The 24,787-nt window shown below is 56.9% G+C and carries 28 protein-coding genes; 9 read left to right on the forward strand and 19 right to left on the reverse strand.

Translation table 11 applies throughout. The features are described 5' to 3' along the window. Positions 1 to 15: 15 nt before the first annotated feature. The 7 genes from ACYZT7_RS07350 to ACYZT7_RS07380 form a co-directional block, all read right to left on the reverse strand. The gene (locus tag ACYZT7_RS07350; RefSeq protein ID WP_462040510.1) at positions 16 to 1,539 is read right to left on the reverse strand and encodes a fumarate hydratase; all 1,524 of its coding nucleotides are present in this window, start codon (positions 1,537 to 1,539) and stop codon (positions 16 to 18) included. Positions 1,540 to 1,986: 447 nt separating this feature from the next. Beyond that, positions 1,987 to 2,838 (reverse strand): DNA cytosine methyltransferase, encoded by an 852-nt coding sequence (locus tag ACYZT7_RS07355; protein WP_462040511.1) that lies wholly within the window; start codon positions 2,836 to 2,838, stop codon positions 1,987 to 1,989. Then, positions 2,799 to 2,999 (reverse strand): Com family DNA-binding transcriptional regulator, encoded by a 201-nt coding sequence (locus tag ACYZT7_RS07360; protein WP_310263617.1) that lies wholly within the window; start codon positions 2,997 to 2,999, stop codon positions 2,799 to 2,801. The genes ACYZT7_RS07355 and ACYZT7_RS07360 overlap by 40 nt, the downstream gene beginning before the upstream one ends. A 47-nt stretch (positions 3,000 to 3,046) precedes the next feature. After that, positions 3,047 to 3,991 (reverse strand): glycine-rich domain-containing protein, encoded by a 945-nt coding sequence (locus tag ACYZT7_RS07365; protein WP_462040512.1) that lies wholly within the window; start codon positions 3,989 to 3,991, stop codon positions 3,047 to 3,049. Continuing rightward, positions 3,991 to 4,536, reverse strand: a complete 546-nt coding sequence (locus tag ACYZT7_RS07370; RefSeq protein ID WP_462040513.1) for a phage tail protein I — start codon at positions 4,534 to 4,536, stop codon at positions 3,991 to 3,993. The genes ACYZT7_RS07365 and ACYZT7_RS07370 overlap by 1 nt, the downstream gene beginning before the upstream one ends. After that, positions 4,529 to 5,650, reverse strand: coding sequence for a baseplate assembly protein (locus ACYZT7_RS07375; RefSeq protein ID WP_462040514.1), 1,122 nt, complete (start codon positions 5,648 to 5,650; stop codon positions 4,529 to 4,531). The genes ACYZT7_RS07370 and ACYZT7_RS07375 overlap by 8 nt, the downstream gene beginning before the upstream one ends. Next, positions 5,634 to 6,011, reverse strand: coding sequence for a GPW/gp25 family protein (locus tag ACYZT7_RS07380; RefSeq protein ID WP_462040515.1), 378 nt, complete (start codon positions 6,009 to 6,011; stop codon positions 5,634 to 5,636). Before ACYZT7_RS07380 ends, ACYZT7_RS07375 begins: the two co-directional genes overlap by 17 nt. Positions 6,012 to 6,155: 144 nt before the next feature. On the opposite strand from ACYZT7_RS07380, the gene ACYZT7_RS07385 reads away from it, so the two are divergent. Then, positions 6,156 to 6,908 (forward strand): hypothetical protein, encoded by a 753-nt coding sequence (locus ACYZT7_RS07385; protein ID WP_462040516.1) that lies wholly within the window; start codon positions 6,156 to 6,158, stop codon positions 6,906 to 6,908. A 10-nt stretch (positions 6,909 to 6,918) separates the two neighbouring features. Here ACYZT7_RS07385 and ACYZT7_RS07390 read toward each other — a convergent pair whose 3' ends face one another. The 5 genes from ACYZT7_RS07390 to ACYZT7_RS07410 are packed head-to-tail and all read right to left on the reverse strand — an operon-like array spanning position 6,919 to position 12,183. Beyond that, the gene (locus tag ACYZT7_RS07390; RefSeq protein WP_462040517.1) at positions 6,919 to 7,470 is read right to left on the reverse strand and encodes a phage baseplate assembly protein V; all 552 of its coding nucleotides are present in this window, start codon (positions 7,468 to 7,470) and stop codon (positions 6,919 to 6,921) included. Positions 7,471 to 7,488: 18 nt separating this feature from the next. Beyond that, a complete protein-coding gene (locus tag ACYZT7_RS07395) occupies positions 7,489 to 8,520 on the reverse strand; it encodes a phage late control D family protein (RefSeq protein ID WP_462040518.1) in 1,032 nt (343 codons plus the stop codon). Beyond that, positions 8,508 to 8,714: a tail protein X gene (locus ACYZT7_RS07400; protein ID WP_462040519.1), complete on the reverse strand. Its 207-nt coding sequence runs from the start codon at positions 8,712 to 8,714 to the stop codon at positions 8,508 to 8,510. The genes ACYZT7_RS07395 and ACYZT7_RS07400 overlap by 13 nt, the downstream gene beginning before the upstream one ends. Continuing rightward, on the reverse strand, positions 8,714 to 9,595 hold the full coding sequence (locus tag ACYZT7_RS07405; RefSeq protein ID WP_462040520.1) for a phage tail protein: 882 nt from the start codon (positions 9,593 to 9,595) through the stop codon (positions 8,714 to 8,716). Before ACYZT7_RS07405 ends, ACYZT7_RS07400 begins: the two co-directional genes overlap by 1 nt. Continuing rightward, on the reverse strand, positions 9,595 to 12,183 hold the full coding sequence (locus ACYZT7_RS07410) for a phage tail tape measure protein (protein WP_462040521.1): 2,589 nt from the start codon (positions 12,181 to 12,183) through the stop codon (positions 9,595 to 9,597). Before ACYZT7_RS07410 ends, ACYZT7_RS07405 begins: the two co-directional genes overlap by 1 nt. Positions 12,184 to 12,205: 22 nt before the next feature. Here ACYZT7_RS07410 and ACYZT7_RS07415 point away from each other — a divergent pair, with 22 nt between their 5' ends. After that, positions 12,206 to 12,466: a hypothetical protein gene (locus ACYZT7_RS07415; RefSeq protein ID WP_462040522.1), complete on the forward strand. Its 261-nt coding sequence runs from the start codon at positions 12,206 to 12,208 to the stop codon at positions 12,464 to 12,466. A gap of 59 nt (positions 12,467 to 12,525) precedes the next feature. Here ACYZT7_RS07415 and ACYZT7_RS07420 read toward each other — a convergent pair whose 3' ends face one another. Further along, positions 12,526 to 12,840: a phage tail assembly protein gene (locus ACYZT7_RS07420; RefSeq protein WP_462040523.1), complete on the reverse strand. Its 315-nt coding sequence runs from the start codon at positions 12,838 to 12,840 to the stop codon at positions 12,526 to 12,528. 160 nt (positions 12,841 to 13,000) lie between these two features. Here ACYZT7_RS07420 and ACYZT7_RS07425 point away from each other — a divergent pair, with 160 nt between their 5' ends. The 3 genes from ACYZT7_RS07425 (at position 13,001) to ACYZT7_RS07435 (ending at position 14,012) form a co-directional block, all read left to right on the forward strand. Continuing rightward, complete coding sequence (locus tag ACYZT7_RS07425; protein ID WP_462040524.1) at positions 13,001 to 13,294, forward strand: hypothetical protein; 294 nt, start codon at positions 13,001 to 13,003, stop codon at positions 13,292 to 13,294. A 75-nt stretch (positions 13,295 to 13,369) separates the two neighbouring features. Further along, positions 13,370 to 13,573, forward strand: coding sequence for a hypothetical protein (locus tag ACYZT7_RS07430; protein WP_462040525.1), 204 nt, complete (start codon positions 13,370 to 13,372; stop codon positions 13,571 to 13,573). A 1-nt stretch (position 13,574) separates the two neighbouring features. After that, positions 13,575 to 14,012: a hypothetical protein gene (locus ACYZT7_RS07435; protein ID WP_462040526.1), complete on the forward strand. Its 438-nt coding sequence runs from the start codon at positions 13,575 to 13,577 to the stop codon at positions 14,010 to 14,012. Positions 14,013 to 14,110: 98 nt separating this feature from the next. Here the strand turns inward: ACYZT7_RS07435 and ACYZT7_RS07440 are convergent, their stop codons facing one another. After that, the gene (locus ACYZT7_RS07440) at positions 14,111 to 14,479 is read right to left on the reverse strand and encodes a DUF6124 family protein (RefSeq protein ID WP_462040527.1); all 369 of its coding nucleotides are present in this window, start codon (positions 14,477 to 14,479) and stop codon (positions 14,111 to 14,113) included. Between the two features lie 574 nt (positions 14,480 to 15,053). On the opposite strand from ACYZT7_RS07440, the gene ACYZT7_RS07445 reads away from it, so the two are divergent. After that, positions 15,054 to 16,606 (forward strand): IS3 family transposase gene (locus tag ACYZT7_RS07445; protein WP_462038968.1). Its coding sequence is split into 2 segments (ribosomal slippage): positions 15,054 to 15,516 and positions 15,516 to 16,606, totalling 1,554 coding nucleotides; the frame shifts between segments, so codons are not numbered across the junction. A 569-nt stretch (positions 16,607 to 17,175) separates the two neighbouring features. Here ACYZT7_RS07445 and ACYZT7_RS07450 read toward each other — a convergent pair. The 3 genes from ACYZT7_RS07450 to ACYZT7_RS07460 all read right to left on the reverse strand — a co-directional run bounded on the left by ACYZT7_RS07450 (position 17,176) and on the right by ACYZT7_RS07460 (position 19,595). After that, positions 17,176 to 18,057 (reverse strand): TIR domain-containing protein, encoded by an 882-nt coding sequence (locus tag ACYZT7_RS07450; RefSeq protein WP_462040528.1) that lies wholly within the window; start codon positions 18,055 to 18,057, stop codon positions 17,176 to 17,178. Between the two features lie 92 nt (positions 18,058 to 18,149). Beyond that, positions 18,150 to 18,734, reverse strand: a complete 585-nt coding sequence (locus ACYZT7_RS07455) for a hypothetical protein (RefSeq protein WP_462040529.1) — start codon at positions 18,732 to 18,734, stop codon at positions 18,150 to 18,152. Between the two features lie 81 nt (positions 18,735 to 18,815). After that, entirely contained in the window at positions 18,816 to 19,595 is a 780-nt protein-coding gene (locus ACYZT7_RS07460) for a hypothetical protein (RefSeq protein ID WP_462040530.1), read from the reverse strand. 409 nt (positions 19,596 to 20,004) lie between these two features. On the opposite strand from ACYZT7_RS07460, the gene ACYZT7_RS07465 reads away from it, so the two are divergent. From ACYZT7_RS07465 to ACYZT7_RS07475, 3 genes are all read left to right on the forward strand, one after another. Beyond that, positions 20,005 to 21,273: a phospholipase D-like domain-containing protein gene (locus ACYZT7_RS07465; RefSeq protein ID WP_462040531.1), complete on the forward strand. Its 1,269-nt coding sequence runs from the start codon at positions 20,005 to 20,007 to the stop codon at positions 21,271 to 21,273. Between the two features lie 64 nt (positions 21,274 to 21,337). Continuing rightward, on the forward strand, positions 21,338 to 21,760 hold the full coding sequence (locus ACYZT7_RS07470) for a hypothetical protein (RefSeq protein ID WP_462040532.1): 423 nt from the start codon (positions 21,338 to 21,340) through the stop codon (positions 21,758 to 21,760). Between the two features lie 101 nt (positions 21,761 to 21,861). Beyond that, a complete protein-coding gene (locus ACYZT7_RS07475) occupies positions 21,862 to 22,575 on the forward strand; it encodes a hypothetical protein (RefSeq protein ID WP_462040533.1) in 714 nt (237 codons plus the stop codon). A 261-nt stretch (positions 22,576 to 22,836) separates the two neighbouring features. Here the strand turns inward: ACYZT7_RS07475 and ACYZT7_RS07480 are convergent, their stop codons facing one another. Together ACYZT7_RS07480 and ACYZT7_RS07485 are read right to left on the reverse strand one after the other, a co-directional pair. Further along, entirely contained in the window at positions 22,837 to 23,361 is a 525-nt protein-coding gene (locus ACYZT7_RS07480) for a phage major tail tube protein (protein ID WP_462040534.1), read from the reverse strand. Continuing rightward, entirely contained in the window at positions 23,362 to 24,786 is a 1,425-nt protein-coding gene (locus ACYZT7_RS07485; protein WP_462040535.1) for a phage tail sheath subtilisin-like domain-containing protein, read from the reverse strand. Position 24,787 lies beyond the last annotated feature (1 nt).

The raw sequence follows: 24,787 nt of genomic DNA on the forward strand, positions 1-24,787 counted from the left end.
TGCGTGAGGTCGTGCTTACTGCACTTCCACCGCCAGGCTTTCACTGATCTTTTTCTGCCAGATGGCAGGACCGGTGATGTGGACCGACTCGCCCTTGCTATCAACCGCAATGGTCACCGGCATGTCTTTCACGTCGAACTCGTAGATCGCTTCCATGCCCAGTTCGGCGAACGCCACCACGCGGGATTTCTTGATGGCCTGCGCCACCAGATAAGCCGCGCCGCCGACAGCCATCAGGTAAACGGCTTTGTGGTCCTTGATCGCTTCGATCGCGGTAGGGCCGCGCTCGGATTTGCCGATCATGCCCAACAGGCCGGTTTGCTCTAGGATCTGACGGGTGAACTTGTCCATCCGCGTTGCCGTGGTTGGGCCAGCCGGGCCAACCACTTCTTCGCGCACCGGATCAACCGGGCCGACGTAGTAGATGAAGCGACCTTTCAGGTCCACCGGCAAGGTTTCACCCTTGTTCAGCATCTCGACCATGCGCTTGTGCGCAGCATCGCGACCGGTGAGCATTTTGCCGTTCAGCAGGACGGTTTCGCCCGGCTTCCAGCTCTGCACGTCTTCAGGCGTCAGGGTGTCAAGGTTGACGCGACGAGCCGACGGGCCGGCTTCCCAGACGATTTCCGGATAGGCGTCCAGCGGTGGCGCTTCAAGGGATGCCGGGCCGGAACCGTCGAGCACGAAGTGCGCGTGACGGGTAGCGGCGCAGTTCGGGATCATGCACACCGGCAACGAAGCGGCGTGAGTCGGGTAATCCATGATCTTCACGTCGAGCACGGTGGTCAGGCCGCCGAGGCCTTGGGCGCCGATGCCCAGTTGGTTGACCTTCTCGAACAGCTCCAGACGCATCTCTTCGATACGGTTGGACGGGCCGCGCTTTTTCAGCTCGTGGATGTCGATGGATTCCATCAACACTTCCTTGGCCATCACCGCGGCTTTCTCGGCGGTGCCGCCGATGCCGATGCCGAGCATGCCCGGTGGGCACCAGCCAGCGCCCATTTCCGGAACGGTCTTCAACACCCAGTCGACGATCGAGTCGGACGGGTTGAGCATGGCCATTTTCGACTTGTTCTCGGAACCGCCGCCCTTGGCCGCCACGTCCACTTCCACGGTGTTACCTGGAACGATGGAGTAGTGGATCACGGCCGGGGTGTTGTCCTTGGTGTTTTTACGAGCGCCCGCCGGGTCGGCGAGGATCGAGGCACGCAGGACGTTTTCCGGCAGGTTGTAAGCCCGGCGCACGCCTTCGTTGATCATGTCGTCCAGGCCCATGGTGGCGCCATCCCAACGTACGTCCATGCCCACGCGTACGAACACGGTGACGATGCCGGTGTCCTGGCAAATCGGGCGGTGGCCGGTGGCGCACATGCGCGAGTTGATCAGGATTTGCGCCATCGAATCGCGAGCTGCCGGCGATTCTTCACGCAGGTAGGCCTCGTGCATCGCCTGGATGAAGTCCACGGGATGGTAATAGGAAATGAACTGCAGGGCGTCGGCAACGCTCTGAATCAGGTCGTCTTGCTTGATCACGGTCATGAGTCGCGCTCCTCTAAAAGACGGGAACATTCAATAAGGTGCTTGCAGCTTGGGTGCATCGGTCGGTTGCAAGCACCTTTCAAGGCACGCCGGGGCTGCTGGCGCGACGCTAAAAAGGCGCGGCAGTATACCGCGCCTCGGTGGCGGGCACACGCGCCGGCAGTCAATCGTTGGTCGCATAGGGTCGGGGGTGGTTGGGGAGGTGTGAAATCTAAAATGGGATTTCTAACGCAAGAGCTACCCCTCACCAGCCCTCTCCCAAGAGGGGAGAGGGGGATAGGGGGCCGAGCGGGGGCTTTTCATATCTTGAGTGATGCCGAGCGCGAAAAACTCGGGCTCTAGTGCGAGGTAAATGGGGTTGGGATCTTTTGCGTCTGGTGCAAGAGAATACCGAAATCTGAGGTGTTGGGTTTAGCAGCGGAGACGATGTCTTCGCTGCCTTGGTTTTTAGTCTGCGCTGATTAGCTTTTCGGCAATCCATTGCGCGATTTGCGTAACGACGGCGTTTCCGGCAGCGAAAGACTCTGCAAAGTTGGACGCATCCAGTCCGAGGCAAAGCCCATCATCTTCAGACGTTCGCTGCCGCTCAGCCATCTGATGCCATCCGTGCGGTTGAGCGACGAAAGTGGTACAGCCCATAGCGATTTGTGAGCCTGCTTTGTTTGCCAATAGAGTATTGGCAGCCCATGCATCCGCTTGGCGTGGCCACGGGATCTTGCTAGACGCTGGAGGTATTGCTTCCACTGGCGCGGCGTCACCCAGCAGCTCCATGGGGGGCATTCGTCGATGACCTGCGACCAGGAATACGCGACGACGCTGCTGGGGGACTCCGAAATATTGAGCATTAAGCACTCGCCAAAATCCCACATACCCGCAGTCCGCAAGGGCCCGGATGACTGTTTCAAAGTCTTCGCTATCGTTGATAGCGAGCAGGTTAACGACATTCTCAAGCACCACCCAGCGAGGTTGTGTCTCTTTGAGGATTCGTATGACTTCCCAGAAAAGGCCGCTGCGTTCACCTCGCAGCCCTCGGCTGGCTCGGTTGCTTTCCCGGCCCCCGGCAAGGCTGATGTCTTGGCAGGGAAAGCCGCCGGTGATGACGTCAACGGGACAGAGGTTGTGGGCGCCGCAGTGGCGGACGTCTTCGAGTTGGGCGGCGTGAGGAAATCGATCGGCAAGGACAGCCCGGTTGATGGGGTTGAGTTCCACTTGCCAGGCGGTGCGGTAGCCTGCGTTTTCGAATCCGACATCAAAACCTCCTATGCCTGCGAACAGGCTTCCAATGGTGGGCTGGGGCATTTCTGCGCTTCTATGGGCAGATGCTCAGGGCATTCGGATAGGAGGCTCGGGGCCTTCAGGTGATTGAGTGTCCGGCAGCGCGGGCACTTGATTTGTAGTTCGATGAAGCCGCGGACGGCGGCGAGTTTGCGGTGGCATTCACCACAGCGTATTTCCTGCATTATCAAACCCCCTGTGCTGTGCCCTCCTTATGAAGCATGACGAGCGCTTACCATTGAATAGTTACCTGTCCATCTGCACCATCAGGTGCCGGGCCATTGTTACGCCCACCACCACCGTGTCCCGGACTTCGCGGACGGTGGTCGCCGATTCCTGCGGGTCCAGATACTCCACCGCCGCCAGCGCCACCAATGAAAGCGTTGTTACCGGCAGCACCAGCCGGAAGGTAGCCTCCACCGATGGTGCTGGTTTCATCTCCACCAACACCGTATCCCCCTTCCGGTCCCTTTCCGTCTATCCGACCTCCATAGCCACCTGTGGCCCATGGGTTTTTTCCGAATGCCGAATTGCCGCCGTCGGTGCCAGCAGTGCCATCGACTTTGCCTCCTATACCACCTGCTCCGACCTTTACGATCACTGACGTTGCTCCAGTCAGGTCGACAAGCTTTTTGGCAATACCTCCACCTGATCCTCCAGAAGGACCGGGTAGAATTGCAATCCGGGCTCCGCCACCACCGGCCCCAATAACAGTCACCCAGGCTTTAGTGACACCAGACGGTACATCCCAAGTGAACTCTCCAGCCGACGAATAGACTTTAATGCCACGGAACGGGAATGCTGCCGCGAGCGCTTTCGGCGTCACGATCGTGTGGTCATCAGTACCCGCTTGAATCAATCGTTGAGTTGCAATCCGTGCAATTCCTGCTGCCTCCGCCGTTGCCTGAACGACCTTGGCGCGGATGGCTTGGAACACCCTGAGCGCATTCATCGGCTTGTTGGTATCAGACCCGTTCTCTGCTTCAGGCTGGCTGGCAAAGGGAATGCCGGTGCCATCAAGGAAGGCATCGATTTTTTTCTTGAGCCAGCTTGTCCGGTTCGCCAGTTGTTTGGCCGGTAGGTTGGTAATGCCTTCTGGCCCACCCAGTACCGGGTCGGATGTTTCGAGTTGGTAGACGCCAGGCGCCCAGTCGGGTGATTCGGGTAAGTCGGCCATTAGCTACTCCCATGATTGTATTGGCCGTCGTAGCGCGCGACTGCGTTGTAGCGAATGGCAACTGACTGATAGTCGAGCGATACCAGAAGGCAGCGTGCCGGGGCGACGGAAAGTAGAAGGCGGCGCAGGAGCACCGCTTGATCGTTGGTGATGACACGTTTTAGAACGACCCGGTACAGCGGCCAGGTTGAAGGATCTGCGCCGGGTTGGGTGTGTAAGCCTTCCTGGAGGGTGACCTCGCCGAAGCCCAGTAAACGAATGACCTCGCGGATCGCCCAGGGCGTGCCCTTGAAACGATGCAGTTCGGCGGCGTTTTTAATTAAGTTGCGCTTGGCTTCTTCGGACTCGGCCAGTTCCCAGGCCGCTTCATCGAGCAGCGAGAACTGATCGGCCAAGGTCGGTAGCAGCGAGGGTTTCACCAGGTCGATCAGGTAGACCAGCATCACGTTGAGATCGAGGTCGGCCAACGCCTGGTGGAGTAGCTCACAGAGCAGCGCGAAGCGTTCATCACCCGCCAACGCGGGTGGCAGCGGCTGATTAGCCATAAGCCACCCCGGCATCGATCAGTTGAATGGATGAGCAGTTCGCCCATTCATTGCGCTGTAACTCGCGTAGACCTGCTGGTAACTCCAGATCGGCACGGTACACACCGATGACTTGAAGCAATGCAGTCAGTTGTTCCGGTACCAGATCGCGACCGAGCCCGGCCCGACGCTCGACGGCATAGGCCTGGGCGGCGGCTTGCGCGGCGGCCATGGCATTGCTGCGGTCTGCATGGGCGTAGAAGGTGATGTGTGCCTTGACCTGATAGCCGACCTCGGTGGGCGACAGTGCATTGACCGTGTCGCACAAAGGACGGAGTTTCTCGCCACTGACCTGATTCTTTATTCGTTGCAGTAGATCTTCTGTCGGCAGCCCGGTGGTTGTCAGCGGGTACAGCGCGACGTGGCCGTCCGGCTGACCTTCATCTGGGCCATGCACGGCGACGTCGATGATGGATTGGTGCACGGCCAGCGTGTGATAGCGATAGGCAGCGCGACTGCCAGCGTTGCTGAAGGCTTCGGGGGCCAGGATGATTCGCTCGCGGTAGCGGTCATCGTCTTCATCCTGGACACCTTGGGCGGTGACCGTCGCGTTGCTGGCCGTTAGGCCTACCGCTGGCGAGCTGCCGAGGGCGCTGATCTGGCCGACGGTCCAGCCATTGCCTAGTTCGCCGGCGGTCAGGCAGGTCGCGGTGACTGTTACCTGTGTTTGGCCGACGGCCATGACCACGTCCCGATCCGTGATGAAGGTGAGCTTGGCATCCTGAGTGCTGACCCGGGTGCCGATCGGGATTAGTAGTGGCTGTGTCACGGCCGTGGGCATGCTGAAGCGCAAGGTGCAACGGGCGGCTTGGGCCAGCAGCCTGGGTGTGGCGACCAGTTCGCCGAGGTAGTCGAGGATCGGGCCGCGGGCGAATCGCACCAGCAGCTGTTCGCCGGCATTTTGGATGCCCATCTGCAAACGGGACACCGCGTAGGCGATCTGGTCGATGTACAGCCGTTCGATCTGGGCCGGGTACAGGGTTTTGCCCGACTTCTGTTCGTAGCGGGCGATCAGTTGGGCCTCTAGCGCGGCGGGGTCTATTTTGATGAATTCGGGTTTAGGCAGTTCGCGCATACGGCACCTCGGTCAACTGGGGCACTTCGCCGGCTACGCGCCATTGCACCTGCACGGTAATCTGCGCCGCATTGATCTGGACTTGCACCTGGGCCACTGAGACGCGGGGTTCCCAGTGGCGAATAGCGTCGACCGACTCGCGTACCAGATGCGGCGTGACGCGGTTGGTGGGCCAGTCGAGGTACAGGTGAAGGTCGCTGCCAAATTCTGGGCGATGGGGATCGCTGCCCTTGGGCGTACTCAGGATGATGCGAATGGATTGGTCGATATCGCGCAAGCCCTCGACCACCTCGCCGGATGTACCGAGGGCGGGCTGCCAGTGGGCTGCGGTGATGCTGGTGTGGGAAGTGGGCGTCGTCATAGGCACAGGGTGTGCGAGCCAACGAGCGGCGGCTTTTAATCAGGTTTAAAGATGCCCCACAATCCCGTGTTCAGGCAGAATCGCACGCTTTAAAAGACCGGGGGCACGGGATTGAAGCCGTTATCTGCAAAAACGATTAAAACGATGACCCAGCTTGCCAAAGAATTTTGGCTGCCATTCGTCATTGCTGTTGCGTGGACTATGCTCGCCCTTTGGGATGAGGTTGTAGATACGAAGTCCGTTGTGGGCAACTTCGGATCCGCATTCTTTTTTGCTAGCTGGATGACCGGGCAAATTTTTAGGGTTCGTAAGCAAGCTGGAGTCGAAAGCAGTCTTCTAGCTGTTGAAGGTCGGATTCAAGCCGTCACAGAGCGCCTTGAAACTCAGACAAAGGAGCTCGTCGGTCACGTTACAGGAGGCACCAGCTATTGCTACGTGCAGGTAGGTCATCCAAACCTTCAGGGCGGCAATTTAACAAGATGGATCCTCAAGCACAGAGGGGATACCCCGTTTACGATGTATGCGGTGAGCGTATCAATTGTGGACTTGGATTCATTCCATAAAAATTTGATGCTCGGGCGGAAAATAGAGCAGAACTTCAACATTGGTGAGTTCTCTCTAGGCACTACGGAGATCTTATTCGATCGCTTCGATCTGGGAACGGGAGATGCGCGAAGTTTTAATGTCTTTTTATACGCGAGGAACGGCAACCTTACCCAACAAGTCAGATTTCGCCGTGTGAACGATGAGTGGCGATTGGCAACTCGAGTCATCCATCCTCAAGGGGAAATTATTCACACCGACGTCGAAGAAGATTTTCCAAGAGACGCGACGGGTGATGTTGACTGGAACGAAAACACTTTGAGTGGCGGCGCGGTTTTGAATGGCGCTCTGTGACTGGTCCCGCCTAGTGGCTATGGTGGTTTGAGTTCCCGCCAACGTCCATGACCGTACCTTTCACGTCAACGTTGCCCCCCACACTTACGTTTCCATCAATCTGCAGGTTGCCATTCAAGGTGACCTGCGGGATGTCCAACGTAGCCGAAGGCGCTTTCACCACCACTGGCTCACCCGACTCAACCGTGATGTTGCGCCCGCATTTCAAAAGCAAAGCCCCCACGCAATCCAGCGTCATCACCCCGGCCGCGCGGTCGTAAGTCGAAACCGTCCCATCACTGAACCGCACATAGTCCGTGTCTTCATCGACAACCGGCGGTGGTTCGGCGGTTGAGTAGATGCCGCCCAGGTACACGCCGCCCACGCCATCGGCATCAAGTAGCACGGCAACCTGTTCACCCAGTTCGGGCATCAACGGTCGGCGTTGTGTGCCTTGGGTGTTGCGTTGTGGCACGTTGAGCCAATAACTCTGGACGCCGTCGCGATCATCCAGGCGTACGCGGATGCGGCAGCTGAGGTGGTCGATGGCGCTGACTTCGCCGTATTCAAGTTCAACGCTCATGTGTTTGGCTCTCTGTTGTCAGGGCGCGGACACGCGGCAGACTGATTGGCCTACGGTGTAGCCGCTGCGGGTCATGCGGTGTTTTGAGGCGCTGATCAGGTAGCGGCCGCCACATTTGCCCGCGGCCACCAGGGTGACGACGTTGCCGCTGAGCAGGTTGGGCCGGCCCATGGATGTCCAGTTGCCGGTGGTGCGTTCGCGGTTGGCTTTGGCCCGTTCGGCTTCGGCTTTTGCTTTGGATTCTTCGGTCGAGGCGCTGCGTTTGCGGCTTTTTTGGGTGTCGCCGCTGGTGGTGGTTTTGCTCACGCTGCTGGGTACCGCGACGGTTTGGTTGTTTTCGATCTTGTAGGTCACCAGTGCTTTTGTGGCGGGGTCTTTGTGTTTGAGTTCGATGGCCTGGGGCACGCTTTTGATTTGGTCGCGCAGGTTCACATTGCTTAAGTCCTGCAGCACGAGTGTTGCCACCGGCGGCGCTTTGGCTAAATCGCTGATGGCGTGGAAGACCATGCGCTGGCCCGTGACTTTGAAGGCGTAGTCGTACTCGGCCGCAAGGTTGCGGAGGAAGGTCAGGTCTGAGTCTTGCTGGGTCAGCCGGTCGAGTTGGATCGGTTGGATATTGCCGATCAGCTCCAAGCTCTGACGTAGTGCGATCTGCTGGGCGATGGCGGCCAGTGTGGTGTTTTCATAGGCGTGGTGTGAGGGGGTGCGCAATGCCGCTCTGATGCCGGTGGCCAGACCATGAATGGTGATGGTCGAGGGTGGGCAATTGAGTTCGACTTCGTCGATTTCGAAACGGCCAAGGGCGCGCAATGGCTGACCTTCCCAACCCATGGACAAGGTGAGGCTGTCGCCATGGCCCGGGTACCACTGATCACGCCATTTACCTTCGGCGTCTTCCAGTTCGACGGCCAGGCTGTCGGCCTGGCCTGTGAGGTAGTCGTGATAGGTCACAGAGAGCAAATGCTGACTGACGTTACGGGTGATGTTGCGCTGTTGATAGGTCAGCACGAAACGGGCTTGCGGTACCTGCGTGGGGGTCATCGCATCCATGGGGGTAGATCCTGGGCGGTGGCCACGGGTTCGAGGATTGGAATGGCCAGGGTCAAGCCCGACGGCAAGATGGCGGTGATCGGTACATGAGGGTTGGCTTGAACGATCGACAAATAACGATGAGCATCGCCGTAGTAACGCCAGGCCGACTGGTCCCACCGTTCACCTTCGGTGGTGACATGGGTGATAAACATCAAGACCTCCTCGTCAAGACTTGAGCTGCCAAGCCCGCCAGGCGGGTACGGGCGCCGTGCAGTGTGGTGAGTGCTTGGTCAAGCGATGCATGGGAGGCCTCGAAGCGGTCGACGATGTTGCCCAGGTCGACCGGATGAAGGGCCGAGCGAGCGCCCATCACGCTGCCCAATACATCCTCGCCCAGACGCGATAGATCGGCGCCATCCTCGAGCAACCCGGCGACTGCCTTCAGCCCTTGCAGTGGCTCGATGGCCCTGGCCGTAACGCCCAACAATTGCGGGACTTGGCCAAGGATCATCGAGGCGTTACCGCTTTTGACCGCCTGGTACACCTGCTGGCCGGCCTTGAGGATGTTCCCGGCTGTTTTTGCGTGACCGATCACCGCTTGTACGGCGCTGGGCGATGGCATCAGCCGCGAGATAAGGCCGGGCTTACCGGCGGCGGCTGCCGATGTACCGTTCAGGGTTGAGTCGAGCAGGCCCGGTCGGGCGACCTTACGCGTGAACGCCCCGGTGTATTCCTTGAGGGTCAGTTGGACCGTGGCCGCTTTGATCTGGCCCACGGCCGTGGTGCGGCGGATTGCATTGGAGAGGTGAGTGATGACGTAGGCGCCCAGGTACTCGCCGCTGCCCATCACAAACGCCAGCGGTTGATGCTGACTTTTGGCTTGGCGCAGCGCACGCAAGCGCTGTTCTGGATTGCCCAGCACCGGGTGCAATTCGATGGTGAGGTTGCATTCATCGAGCCCTTCACCGATCCACTCCAGCAAGGGTTTGCCCTGTATGCGCGCATGCTCTGCCCAGTCGGCCGAGCCACTGTGCTCCATGCCGCTGATACCGCCCGCGACGGTGAATTCGATATCGCCCAGGATGGCAAACATTACGCGGTGACCTCATCTGACGGGCCATAGCTTCGGCGGCGTTTGTCGTGCAGGTAGCGTTCCATCAAGCGCATCCATTCGGCATAACTGGCGTGTAAGCCTTGGTTGATTTGGTCCATGCCAGCGCCGGCAGGCACGTTGATCTGAGGCGAGAAATGGAAATTCATTTGACCGGCCGCACCAGGACTCGCGCCAGAGGATCGCCCCCCGGCGGCGCCCATCATGCTTGCCTTGGAGACATCTGCTGGATTGGGCGGTGCCATGTCGACCGCGCTTTGTGCTGCCATGCCCAACGCAGCCTGACGGACCAGTCCAGACTGGGCACTGATGCCGAGGGCCGCGCCTTCGCTGATGTTGGCGCCGTAGCCGATGAACACGCGGCTGGGCGACTGTATGCCGAGTGTTTCGGTAAACCAGCCTTTAACGGATGACCCGATGCCCACGACACTGTCTTTAAGGGCGCCGGCCATGTTGCTGATGCCATTGACCAGCCCCTTAATGATCATGCCGCCGAACTCGGTGAACTTGCCCGGTAGCTCTATGCCGAAGTAGCTCATCACGCCGGCAAAGACTCGGTAGAACATACCCAGCGGCGAGAAGTTAACCAACACCCCGACGATGCCGGACAGACCACCGCTGAACCCGGCTTTTATTTCGCCCCACAGGCCGGTGAAGAACGTCTTGATCGGTGCCCCGTGGCGGTAAATCAAATACGACGCCAGGGCGATACCGGTGATCAACAGCCCGATGGGGTTCATCATCAAGGCTCTGCCGAGCCATAGGACAGCCTGCCCGGCGAGCTTCAACCCGGACAACAAGGCACCGCCCAGAATCTTGCCCAGGAACAGGCCACCGCGGGCGATCATCATCAGCGGTGCGCCCAAGGCGGTGGTCAGGCCGCGCAAGAACAACCCGCCGTACCTGGCCACCGTGCGCATGCCACCACCGACGCGGCTTAAGCCGGTGATCAGTGGCGTGAACTTGCCCATCTGCCACATCCCCTGCAGCAGCGTCCATTTGGCGGAGAGCGTCGTGATGGTGTTGGTCATGGCGACAAAGGGCGACATTACCAGGTTGGCCCCATAAGCCACGCCAATGAAGGCCATTTTGCCCAGTAACAGGCCGCCGACCAGGCCGACCACGCCTCTGATGAGTTCAGGGTTTTGCTCAGCCCATGTCGAGAACGACCGCATGAGCGGCACCACTGCACGGCTCACCTCGACAATCGCGGGGAGCAGCGCGTTGCCTACCGAGATGCCGATGTCTGTCAGGTTATTGCGCAGTTCTTTCAGTTGCTCCTTGGAACTGCCCATGCGCTTGGCCCAGTCCTGATCCAGCACGCCTTTATCCGCGGCGCTTTTGCTACCTTGCTTGATGTCGCCAAGGTCTTTTTGGTTGGCCAATGCAGGCCGGACAAATGACAAGACTTGCTGGTCGGCAAACAACGCGCCGAGTTTGTAGGCTTCATCCAGCCGTGCCAGTGCGATCTGTCGTTCTTGCTCGTCCGTGATGTTCAGCGCCTTGCCGTACTCGGCGGCTGCGGCCGGGGCTTTTTTGCCGAGGTGTGCGGTGAGGATTTTCATCATCGACTCCGCCGGTGAAAGCCCTTCGCTGACCAGATTCTTCATGCTGCCTTTAAGATCAATGCCGGCCTTTTCAAATGATTTAAGCGTCTCGGGCGCGGTGATCTTTGAAAGGAAGTTTTTGAAGTTGTTGGCGGCCTCGTCATTACTGCCGGCACCACGGCGAGCGATCTGCAAAGACGCGCCGATTTCCGCCACGGCGCGCTCCCCGGTAATGCCCAACGCGGCAAACTGAGGCGTCAATTGCGGCAGCCATTTGGCCATGTCGGCGAGTTCGAACTGGCCGCTTTTGCCGGCGAACGCCAGCATGTTCATGGACCGTTCCAGGCCGGCAGCGCCAATGCCCAGGTTGTCGTTGAGCGCGATGGCCACTGAGCCCAGGTCATTCATGCTGGCGCGGGTGGCGGTGGCTGTTTTGGCCATGACGGGTGCGTACTCGGCCAGCTCTTTGGCACTGGCAATGCCGCCCGCGATCAATATGGCGGTGCCATTGGCGACCTCGGTTTGCGTCTGGTTCCACCGCAGCGCAGCCCCGCGCATCACATGGCTGAGGTGGGCTTCTTGCGCCAGGTTGAAGCCGCCGGTGATGGCGATGTCGCGGGTCTGGTCCTGGAAGTCGACGGCTGTTTTCATCGACTGAAAAACCGGTGCGCCCAACACTGCGCCGGTACCGGCCACCTCCATGGCCTGGCCGCGCAGTGCACCGCGTTTGTTTTTGAGGGTTTCGCCACGGGCGATGCTGGCAGTGAGCCGGTCTTGTTTGTTTTTGAGCTGGTCGAGTGTGCGGCCGACTGAATCGTACTGACGGCGCAGGCGTTCAACGCCGGTACCGCCGCGTGCCAAGGACACCGATAACTGGTGACCGATCGCCTGTTGCTTGGCCGTGAGGCCATCCGTGGCACGGCCGAGCTGCCGCACGGTGGACTTGGCCGAACTGAAGGCAGCATTGAGGCTGCCCGAGACAGCAGCACCGATTTTTAACCCGACCAGCACTTCATTCGCCATAAAACCTTGCTACGCTTTGGGCATGTTTGAGAAAGCCGCACGACGCACTGCCAACACCTTTTATGCACTGGCCATCGGCACGGGAGTGGTGTGGCTTGCCTGGCTGTGCCTGACGCACTTGCCGCTGTGGGCTGCGGTGGTGATGTTCTGTTTGGGCCTGCCATTGCTGGCGCTGGTAGCCGCCCCTGTTGCGGGGGGCGGCGCGTTGTTGGCGGGTGTGGTGGGCGGGCTGGTGGCCGTTATGCGCCGTGCGTTTGTGCGGCGAGTTCGATACGACGATTGATCTCACGCTCACACGCTTCTACCCAGCGCCAATAGTCGACCATGTCTAGCCGGGCGATCTCAGACGGTTGAAGCCTGAGCACCAGCAACAACGCCTCGTCCCAGGAGTGCAGCAAGGTCTGCTCCGTTGGACATTTCCCGCAACACCTCGGTGGCTGACTTGGAGTCAGCGATATCGAACTCCCCCAGGTCTTCCAGTGTGATGCCCAGCAACTTGGCCACGAGCATGTCTTCCATCGCGCCTTCGTCTTTGGTTACGGCCTGAGCGGCGCTGATGTCTTTGCGTTTGAGGCGTTTGATGGGCAGTGTCGAGATCAATTCGCCGCTGGCGCTTTTGAAGGGGAATTTGAGGGTGAAGCCCAGGGTGTCAGCCATCTTTTTGCTCCAGGTTGATAGGTGTGATCGGTTGCTCAGTGAATGAACCCTGATGATGGTGCACCGCTGTGGCGCTGGCTTTTAATCGGATTTAAAGAGACGATCCGGATTGCGTTTGAACCTGTTAACCAGACCCGAAAACACAAGGAAAAATGGATTTATGAGTGACTCAAATAAAGAAAAATTCAACGAGCTCATTGATAAAATAATGAGTGTATTGGTGGACGCTTGCCCAGTATTTAGGAGCCTCGGGCCGGAAGATTTTGGCTTTCAGAAAGGCGAGCAAGATAGTGAAACTGGCTACTATCACGAAACGCCTGATGAGGCATTTTTGTACGATTGTATTCGGTGGCTTAAAGCTGAAGAGTTTATACGTGGGGAGCACGAATACGTAGCGACCAGCTATGGCTTGGAAATGTTCAACAGCTTGCCTGACTGCTTAAAAACAAACTGATTGCATGCGATCGTTCCCGGTTCTGTGGGAACGATCGCCCCTTCATGAACTAAAGCGAGAAGATCGGAGACCGTAATGGAAGACGAATTCACTATTGAAATCGACGGTGTGCAATACACCGCCATGTACAACGTATTTGACGACACTTTGACGGTGTCGTTACCTGACGGAAGCCAGCGTTTTACGCAGCTTCGGGGGCTTAACCCCATCAGCGCAGCGAGGGTCCATTTGCGCGCCTACGTTGGCAGTGTTACGAAACATAAAAACCAGGAGGTTTAGCGTGTCGGCCCCCAATATTGAGCGTTTTAACGCATTGGCTGGCGCAATTTTCGCCAAGCTTTATGAGGAGTTTCCGGTCCCCGTTGAACTCTCTGCTCACGACTTTGTTGACCAGATGATTGCTTCTGACGCTCCTCGATTTCTCGACCTTCGATTTTTTACCTCAACCGTTATATGGCTGGGTGATCATGGCTACCTGAGCAGGGGGAACACTGTAAGCAATGGCACGGTTTTGAATTGCTCGTTAACTGCTCGCGCTTTGGAATTGCTCAACGCATTGCCTTCTGCTCTTGAAAATAAAGGCACTTCCTTGGGTGATGAGTTGATCAGTGCAACGAAGGAAGGGTTGACCGGAAAGGTCAAAGAGCTCGCGTCTGACTTCTTAAGTAAAGCCGTTGTTTTTGGCACCAAAGCCGCGACCGAATGGGCAACTTCCTAAGCTCGGCCCAGCGTTAGCCTGGCTATGGTTACGGTAGCGACCATTGAGTGTTTCTTGTGTAGCGAGGGCGCAAGCGCCCTCGCTACAGTGCCTGGCTGCTACCCAGGCTTGTGGTTATCCAGTACGCGATTGACCGCTAACTCCCCCAACATGATGACCCGTTGCAGCACCAGCATCGTTTGGCGTCGTGGGCCGTCGGTCAAGTCGGTGAGATCGTTGACTATGGCGCTGGCAGCTGCCAACGATTCGCAGGCCTCGACGAGCAACGTTTCGTCATCCACCGCTGCGTCGATGGTGAAAATGATGCTGGGCTTGCGGGGCGGTATCTGCGTTTTCGACGCCCCGGGGTTGAGGTAGAAGCTGAGTGCGCGGTCGGCCGCCTCTGTCATTTTCTTGGGGTCAAGATCAAGAAAGGCGTCGTAGGGTACCGGATCGGTATTCGGGGGGTTGGGGGTAACTTTGAACATAGATGAAGCTCCAACTTGCAATATTGAGGAGCCATCACCCTCGCTACCAAACGAGGGTGGCGGCCATACGTGGGTTGGTAGACCGGTCGAAGTTGGGAAAACCCGGCGCTCACAATGGAGCCCCACGCATGACCACCATAAAAGCAGAGTCCCGAAAAGAGACTGCATAAGGTGTTGCCATGCGACTTCGTAGCGGGCTACCAAACCCGATCACTGTTTTGCAGTGACCAGCAAACGATATAGCCCGCCCCACAGCCGCACAAGCCAGCGGATTCTGGCGCACGCGTAGGTAACGACGCAAGGTGTTGTAGCCGTTAGGACGTAACACCGAGTGTCTTTAAACGCGCACCTTGATACGTGTTTATGCGCATCAAAAGCCGAGAATTTCTACGCCCGTTTTTTGGTGGGTTGGCGCAAACATGGTGTTTAGCAGGACGTTGATGTGAGGTCGCAACACCCCTCAACGACAGCATGGCGCAGCGACTGTGATCGTCGACGGCCCCCGGTGTCAGGATAGTTGTCGCCTCTCCGAATTTTCCTGAAAAAGCATATCGGGGGCGGAAAGAGACTGGTCGTGCCGTACTATTCACCTGAACGCAAAGCCGCATTACTCAAGATGCTGCTTCCCCCGCTGAACCTGACGATGGCCGAGGTTTCCCGGCGTGAAGGGGTTAGCGAAATGTCTTTGTCCAACTGGCGCAAGAAGGTCAGTTCTGAAGGAAGCGCAGTGCCTGAAGACAAGCCACTCCCCGAGAACTGGTCTGCTGAAGCCCGGTTCGCTGTCGTCCTTGAAACCGCCGGTCTGTCGCAGCTCGAACTGGGTGAGTACTGCCGACGAAAAGGTCTGTACCCCGAACACGTCAGCGCCTGGCGCCAAGCCTGTATCACGGGGCAGCAGAGTGTTCAGAACCAACAAAAGGTCGACCGCGAACAATCTCGCAAGGACAAGAAACGTATTCAGCAACTTGAGCGCGAACTGCTGCGTAAAGACAAGGCGCTGGCCGAAACCGCCGCGTTGTTGGTGCTGCGAAAAAAGCTCAACGATTACTGGGGGATCGACAACGAGGACACCTGACCTCTTTGCCGGAACGGCAGTTGTTGGTGGCTTGGTTGATCGAAGCCATCGAGGCCGGTGCTCGAAAAATCAGAGCGTGCCAAGAGGTGGGGCTGTCGCTCAGAACCTTGCAGCGATGGACGCAGAGTGAGGATCTTCAAGCCGATGCCCGCACAACCACCGTGCGGCCCACGCCGCGTAATGCGTTGAGCGAGCTCGAACGACAAGCGATCGTGACGCTGTGTAACAGCCCTGCGTATGCCCATTTGCCGCCGAGTCAGATCGTACCGAGGCTGGCTGACGAGGGGCGTTATCTGGCGTCGGAAGCGACGTTTTATCGCATCCTGCGTGCAGCCGGTCAGCAACATCATCGGGGCCGTAGCCAGCGACCCAGACGGCATGCGGCACCGACGACGCATGTCGCCAAAGCGCCCAATCAGGTGTGGTCGTGGGACATCACGTATTTGCCGTCGCCGATACGCGGCAAGTACTACTACCTGTATTTGATCGAAGATATTTACAGCCGCAAGGCCGTGGGCTGGGAAGTTTACGAAGAGGAAAGCGGCGAAAAAGCCGCTGCGCTGCTGCAACGCAGCGTGATCGGCGAGCAGTGTTTACACGAGCCGCTGGTGCTGCACTCGGACAATGGTGCGCCGATGAAATCGCTGACGCTGTTGAGCAAGATGTACGACCTGGGTATCACGCCGTCCCGTGGCCGACCGCGAGTGAGCAACGACAATCCGTACTCGGAGTCGCTGTTTAGAACGCTGAAATATTGCCCGCAATGGCCGCAGGAGGGTTTTGCCAGCTTGGACGCCGCACGCGCGTGGGTGAGAGATTTTATGCGTTGGTACAACAACGAGCACCGGCATAGCCGGATCCGCTTCGTGACACCGACGGAGCGGCATCGAGGGCTGGACCAGCAGATCCTGGCGCGGCGGCATGAACTGTACCAGCGAGCGCGCAAGAAAAGCCCGGAACGTTGGTCAGGCCAGACGCGGAACTGGGAGCCGATAGGAGCGGTGATGCTGAATCCGGATCGGGAGCAGCAGTACGAGAAAAGAGCGGCATAGTTGAACGGTTGACGCGACAACTACCTTGAAAAACGCCGGACGGATTAAGGCCGTGCTCGCAGCAGCGTAGCGTTTTTCGAATCGAGGATTTGGGGCGGGAGGTCGGACTTTCACCCGGAAGATGGGCTGTCGCGTTGGGCGTCATTCATTGGGATTTAATGACGCGGCCCTCTTTCGCAATGATAAGGGAGGCAGCTGTGCGAGGTCACCGACAAAGAGGCTGAATCGATGTAAACGGTAGAACCCTCGCACAGCCACCATAACGTAGCCGGACTGCTAAAAAAGATGGTAGCTGTACGCCGGTAATGGAACCGAGGAGGAGCTTCGCAATGCCGGTTTGCCCGAGAGCACCCGGCGTACAGTTACCATCAACATCAGGCATGGAGCTGCCTGTCCTTTCAAAAGAGGCACGTGCAACCTAACGTGCTACGGGCTGCTCCGCCCGGTCACTGCGAGTGGTGACGAGAGACAATTTACCGACGGGAACCTGGCGTGTCAGCCGGCCGATTCTGTTTCCTCTGTAGGCCATGGCGTTAAATTGTAAAAGTCTCGACTTGATCTGACACCCATTACTGCCAAAGCTTATCCGCATCAAATTCCAATTTCGCTGCCTTGAGCTCTCGCACCAACTTTGTTTGCCAACCGTCCCCCGAGTCCATATCGGTATAGATGACGCCGTACAGGTCTGAAGGGATTTCCACATGACCTTTGCGAAGTAGGCAAACACGGCCTCTGCCGAGTTTCCCGGCAAAGAAGCCGAGCTCAAAAATCACATTTTGCCGAGCTCTAGCGTCCGGTGTTTCCGATTTCACGGAGCCACCCAAATCGTCAGGCGTTAATAACACGACTGCAAAGCCTACATCGGCTGCCGAAGCCTCGAACTTCTCGATGATGGTTCGGCCCTGATCCGGTTGTTCCTTGAGAATTATGGCATCCAGTCCAAGCTTTTCTAGAAAACGAGCCAGCCCCTGCAACGCTGCATCATCGTGACCATGCACCACAAAAACACGGTGCGAAGAGGCTGAAGTGACTGAGTTAGCTGAAGGCTCGGGGTCCGTGGTCTCTTGAAGGTACGCTAGGTCTTCCTTCAATGCGCTTTGTGCCGCGCTCATCAGTGCGATTGATCGAGTAATGTTCGCCTTGGTGGGAGTCTGGTAGTCAATTTGGCGGGAGTGGCCGCTCATCGATATTGCCATTTCCACGTGTTGCAGCTTTGTCGCTGTCACGTAGCGTTGGTAAGCGGATGTGTTTTCGCCGAAAGCACCTTCCAGGGTAGCGGCGATGGAAGTTGATAGTGCAGCCAGTTCCGGGGTTGAACGGGTCACTTTTGTGATATCGAACTTTTCCAGTTCACTGATTCTGTCATCGATACGCTTGAGCGCCCATTCGATCTCACGAGCGGACTGCTTCAACTTGGGGGCAACAGTGGCGGGCGGTTTCGCTCGGGCCATGGTGGCGTCCTTATTATGTTTGGTAGGAGATTTTCAATGGTAGAAAACTGGGAAAGCGTCAGTTGTACACCTGCCCAGGCGTTTGCGAGCAGCTACTGAGTGCTTTTATGAAGACCTCCTCGTGCGTCCATGTCTACGGGGTCACACATGAATGGATACGAGAGCGTGAACTCTTTTCCGTTCACTTCAACATAGTCGATCAGCAGTCGACAATTATCTGTGACTCCATAAATATGTTTTAGCGGAGCGCTACGGAAGCGTTCGACAAAGCCCGGAATTACGTCGCCGTTGGACGCTTCCGTAACGTAGGATTTACCAGGCTCCAATAGCTCTCCGTCCAGATCGCTTTTCAGATACCACGTCCCCGTATGCCCTTGCTTTGTCTCTCCATCTATTTTTATGTTTACAAGGGTAGCCGCACGAGTCCCCATATTGGTTAGCATGATCTTTGTTCGAAGGTAATCACCACCTATTATGGAAGGCTGAATATCTGCTTTTTTTGGATCTGTAAATCGCTTAACTGGATCGGCCGCCAAAATGGATACAATGGTCAAAATAAAACCGCAGACAATCAGGGGAGTCCTTAGGAGACGTCGCCACCCTTGAATCGCCGAACAGTGCGGGCATTTAGTCGCACCATTTTTTATGTCTTCCTTACATTCGCAGCACTGATCCATCTAATTCCCTTTTTCCCTGCCACTTGCGCCGCGCCAATCGTGATAGTGGCGCGTGACGAAGTCGAGCACGCCTAGTGGTACTCAAAAGACGGTCTTGATGACCTTGGCTACGCCATCAATTAGATCTCTCACCTCGTCAACGGTCGGTTCATCCGTTTTGCTGTGGTCGCACTTGTTGCGGATGTCGCCGAGGTGCTGGTGGAAGCGCCACTGTGCAGTTTCGATCACATTTGCGTCTTTCAATACTTGGTTGTAGTCAGAGATCGAAGGATTTTTCTTCGCTGGCTTCAGTGCGTGATTCTCGCAAACCTGGCCTAGGTGTCCTTCGAGTACGACTCCTGCAACAGCGCCCGCGCCGCGGGTGAATTTGTTCTTAAGTAGCTCGCGGGCTGCCCCTAACTCCGAGTCAAACAGATCCGCCTGAACAAGCTGTTTGATGTCAAATAGTGAGCTTTCAAAGCGACGCTTGATTGACTCTACGATGGCGATTTGCTGATCCAAAAGATTCACACCAGCCTTCATGCCGACCTTGACTTGCCCTGCGAAAGTCACCGATAAGCCTTGGCAGGCATCCTCAAGACGGTACGAATCGTGGCTCACTTCTTTCCGCGTTTTGGGCCGTTCGTATAACCGCACAAAGTCTGCAAGACGATCCGGAAGCAATTGCTTAATCAGGACCAGTGCCTCGGAGTACCAGTGATGGTAGACCTCTACGAATGGCTTGATACTGTCGAGCTTCTTCTTAGCTTTCGCCTTGTCAGCCCCTTGCTCTTTCAAAATGAGTTCCTCGAACTCCTTTCCGTACGCCAGTTTGACAAGCGAGGTGCGGACCGCTGAGCCTTCCAAGATCAGCAGGTCCAAGTCCTTTCGGTACTTCTCCAAATTCGATATCGCCATTTGCTTCTCACTCCCCGATAGGTAGGCCCGTTCCCTCGCTTGATACCGCTGCGCTGACTGCTTTGCGCGAAAGCGATAGTAATGGCCATCTGCCGAGTCAACAAGGCATCTGCTGGGGTCGGTGTGAATACCAACTTTGGCATGCTCGCCCTGATGGCTTCACTTAGGCATGGAAGATCGCCTTCAGAAGCGGCTTTTTGTAGCGAAATTCAAACGCTTACGAGATCTTGCCGTGCTATTGCTATGCTGCTGCTTCGACTGGGAAGTGTAGAGCCACATCTGTACTCCCTCTGAGTTAATACGCTGCGCAAAGATTGCGTTCATAGCAGGCTGCTTCCAGCCGAAGTACATTCACTCGAACAGGGCTTCACCGATGACAGACTCCGGCATCTACACCAATAGCCCTGGACAGGATCAAGTTTTGCGGCCGTACGCGTCCCATATGGCTACGGCGTCCAGAATTAGAATTGCGGTGCCGTATTTCAATCGCTATTCGGAGATTTTGCAGGCGGCAGCTCGCGGGGCAAAAGTTGAGCTATTGGTGGGTCTCAATAAGAGCACAGATCCTTCGGCTCTACGTCGTGTGCTTGATGCCCCTAACTGCGTAGTGCGCTATTTCACGGATGGTTTCCACGCCAAGGTGTTTCTCTTCGACGGCGTGGTCATGCTTGGGTCGGCCAATCTCACTGAAGGCGGAATGGCCAGCAACCGAGAAGCAGTCCTTGTGCTTGACCAACCAGGAGATGAAGACCGCATTCTCGATATCGAGCTTTTTTTCGCGCAGGTCTGGGACAGTGCCGAAGTGCTGACGCCCGAGGTGTTTAAGCAGTTCCGGGATGCCTGGGAAAAAGCGTCCCGTTTGGGTAACCCGGATGCACCATTCCAGGTGTTGCGTGATGTGGAGCCGCCCACTGTGCTTTCCGGTAGCGGACACAAGTCTGCGCAACAGCATTATCTCAGTGATCTACAGAAGTCCATCTACGAGGAATACAGTCCAGCCTTCGCGGAAGTTTCTGGGGTGCTTCGTGACCGAGGGTTGCGTCGGCCCGAATTTGCGGAACTTAGTCTGGCGGTCGAGACGAACCGCTTTCTGAACTGGGTGCGCCTTGAACACGCCGTTGGAGACGCGTCGTGGCAGGAGGCGCCACTTCGGTTTGAGGAAGATCGGCGACACATGGTCGGGAGCCTTGCTGAGCAGTGGGTAACAGCTACGAATCAACATATCCCAGATGATTACTTTCAGCTGCTGGCGGAGTTGCAAGCGGTTATGGGAACGCCTGAATCTATACGGTCCAGCACTCATGACCAGTTAGCCAGCGCGCTGATCTGTGTGCATGCCTTCAAGGAGCAACTGCGCTTTACTAAGGGCGGTGCAGAGGCGTTGCCGACGAAGTTTTGGGAGCTGAACCACGGCGATCTACCTCGGGTGCAAAACTCGTTGATCTACTTGGTGCATGGCAGCGACGACTTTGCAGAGCGCATCTGTGCAGTGCTGTACGACCAGAGATACAAATTAGGCGCTTTCGGTCGTTTTTGTGCGTTGGAGCTGGTGGGGACGCTTAAGCCCGAGCAGGTGCCGCCGATCAATGGCCGGATGGCTAAGGCGTTGCGGTTTCTTGGGTTTGATGTGCGCGCAGCCTGAATGGGGTGCAACATCCAGCCAATCGGCTGTATCTTGGTCGACTGATTTATTTATGGAAGAAATCATGGAACTCTCACCGTTTGTTACAACCCTGCAGGCCGCTACCCGAGCCTACTGGGATGCCAATAAAAGGCCGCTATTGCTGAGCAACCTACCTGTAATTTTTGCAGAGTTAAAGGTGGATTACCGGACCGAGCTGGATGGGGAGACTCTGAAATATTTTGTGGGACGAACGTCCGATGCTGCTACCTATAAAGTGATTACGCACCCGGTTCATCGAGCCAAAATCGGTTTGGTGCCACCCGATGTCAACTACGAATTTGAAGTTGATCCTGAGCCAGCGCAGGAAGCTGCCCCTTCAGAAATCGCCCCTGTGCAAAATGACGCAATCGCCTTGCTGAATATCCTGAGCAAGCTGGATGCAGACGATCTGGAGAAAATCGACATACCTGTGTCTGTGCTGGCGAAGCTATTCAAACAACCATGAGAGTGTTCATCGGACTAGCCACAGGGAATGAATTTCTGCGACGTGAGTTCTTAAAGCTTCGTAACAAGATCTCTGCACCTTCGAATTTTCCAGGAGGGACGTTGACCTTGGAATTGGGAGCGCCTGATCTCAACCAGGAGCCAAACCTAGAGCGCTATTTTCACAGTAAATCCAGCACGAGTGATGCACTGCTTGTGATAGGAGATGACCGTTGCGGCGCATGCCTGGAATTTACCCGCACAGCGCTCTTTATACATCGGGTGGGAATTCCGTCTCGAGTAGAAAATGCCGAGAGCTATCTGGTCCAGAAGATTAACCGCCTGCTCAGCACGTTCTCAGCGTTTTGTATTGAAGTATTGAACGGTCAAAATCAGCAGGCGTCATTGTTACCGGAGCGCAATTTCGATGCCGAGGAGTGGCGCGATTTGGTTGAGCTCGTGCGTTTACGAACCCAAACTCCGACCTTCGTTGAAGAGACCAAGGCGTTGTTTGTGCTGCTGAAGCAGCGGCGAAAACCTCGACGCAAGTCTAGCTACTCGACCCGCTACTTCATCGACGATGATGACAAACACTTCGAATATGGCACAGAGCATCACAGTCTTCCTGCCACTGGAACTCCGCACGCGCTCTCTTGCGAGCTGAATTTCACATTTCGATTCGGTAGAAGAGTTGCAGATATCCAGCGGCACTTCAACGTCACGCGAGGCCCGGGGAAAAACCCATCCATCAAAGGCTCTTTCCCAAATTGCCATTGCGAGTGGAGGGATGTGACGAAAACGACACATCTGAATATGTTCATGAACGATTATTACTAGCAAAAAAAAGCGGAAACCAATTAATTGATTTCCGCTTTTATGCACCTATCGCAATGTTCCACCCGCTGCGTCAATAGAAAGGATCACTGCACTGAAACATTTGTTTCGGAGCTTTCCTAGCTACTGGGACCACACTTGCCAGATCGGTGTCCAACGTATTGGATTCAGCGAACCGGACGGCCTGGAGCGTAGATGACGGAAGGATTCTATCATTCTGCTTTGCTCCGAGCAAATCTCATACAGCTCCGCTTCCTTTAAGACTTAAGAAATTCCAAGATTTTTGTTGTACCTAGCCAACTGATCCTCGCCGCCCACGCGAAAAATATTCGCCAAATAATCCAGCAACACCACCTCATCCCCATTGATCATCTGCCGCACATAGGTGGCCGAAAACGGCGTCTCATATTTCGTCGGATCTCGTGGTTTGTGCGTGCCCAGCTGATACTCCTTACCCGTAATGGTCATGGTGGTCACCAGCGGAATCTCGTTCACCAGCCCCCCGTTATTGAACACCTGAACGTTAGACCGGCATTGCAGCTGCACGCTCTTGAACGGCGTCACCAACTTTTTAGCCGCCTCAAAATACAGACTGTTCCAGGTGATTTTCCCTTCCAGTTTATCGATGCCATCGGGCAATTCGATCAGCCCGACCATGCCCAACCCTTGGAAGTCACTCATCACGGTTTTGATGGTGCCCAGATCAATCTCTTCGCATTTGCCAAAGAAGCTGGTGCCATCCAGATAGACGTTGGCGTTGGAAATACGGTGTGCGCTAAAGCCTGCCATTTATGCGGCCCCCAGGTTGACCAGGTAATCCCCGGTGATTTCGGTTTCAAAGGTGCCGCGTTCAAACGGCAACGGCACGGTGAGTTTGTAGTTGAACAGTGCGTGGCCCTGTTCCAGTTCGGTTTGCGGGTTGCGTGCCGGGTCGTACCAGCACTCGCCGCCGAGCAAGGCGCCGTCGCCAATGAGTTTGCGCAGGAACAAGTTGACGCTTTCCGTGATGCTGGTGATGAGCGAGGTGGTGATGGGCTGGTCGACGAATTGCAGCGCGCTGTAGCGGATGGATTCGTCGACGACGTCTTTGGTGCGGCGCACGTTTTCGAAGTTGCGCATGTGGGTGACGGTGGGCCAGGCCGCGGTGCGGTTGCCCCATAAACGCAGACCGGTGCCGTAGGAATTGAAGACGGTGGTGATGCCGTTTTCGTTGAGCAGGTTGACCTCGCTGGAGGCGTCGTCGATGCGTGCGGTGAGTGGTCGTTCCAAGCCGATGACGCCCAGCAACGGTTGGTTGGAACTGCTCCACCAGTAGCCGTTGTCGTGGTCGACTTTGGCGCGCAGGCCGGCGGCGCGTATCGACAGTGGCTGCAGACGTTCGCCATTGGTAGCGGCGTCGTACACCTTGACGTGCGGGTAGCACAGGCGGACCCGATCGCTGCTGGTGTTGAAGTTGATGGCGCCGGACGGTCCACGCCCGGCCAGCACTTGTTGCACGGTGGCGCCGATGGGGGCATCGACGTAGGCCACGCCACCTACCTGGCCGGCCGAGGTGGCCAGGTCGACTGTCACTGCTTTCAAGGTACTGAAGCCTGGGGCGATGAAGATTTTTGGGAAGAAGCCCAGTTGGTTGTAGCTGTCCTGAAAGGCCTTTAAGCCGGTGCGCCGCCCCGCGAGGGTGACGCCGCCGATGATGTCGGCCGGGGTAACTTTGCTGGGGTCGGCGTGGGTGTAGTCCGCTTTGATCTGGGCGTTGGCGGCCATGCGGCCGGTTGCCAGGCGTCTGACTTGGCCGGTGAGCATGTTGACGGTGTAGTCGGTGCCTGGCAGGTGCGTGACCAACCCGTCGGCGGACTTTATTTGCAGCGTTTGCAGCGCGCCATGTTCCAGTTGCAGTCGATCGTTGTCGGCGAATTGCTGCAACTGATCGGCGACCTTGGCGCTGTGGATGGCCGGGTCAAGTACGTTGACCACCAGCACGGTGCCGGCGCCGAAATCGTAGATGCCTTGCAGCGCTTCGGGGATGCTGAAGCCGCTTTGGTGCGCGCCGAACTGGGCGGCGTGGGTGTCGTTCAAGCACAAGGTGAGTTCATTGACGGGCCCGACCGGCGCAGTGCCGACCAAGGCGATGACCGCTGACTTGACCACCCGAACAGGCCGCGGGCCGTGCTCAACTTCGGTGGTTTCTATGCCGTGCAAATAGCTGGCTGGCATG

The organism is Pseudomonas sp. RT4P38, from assembly GCF_054897765.1.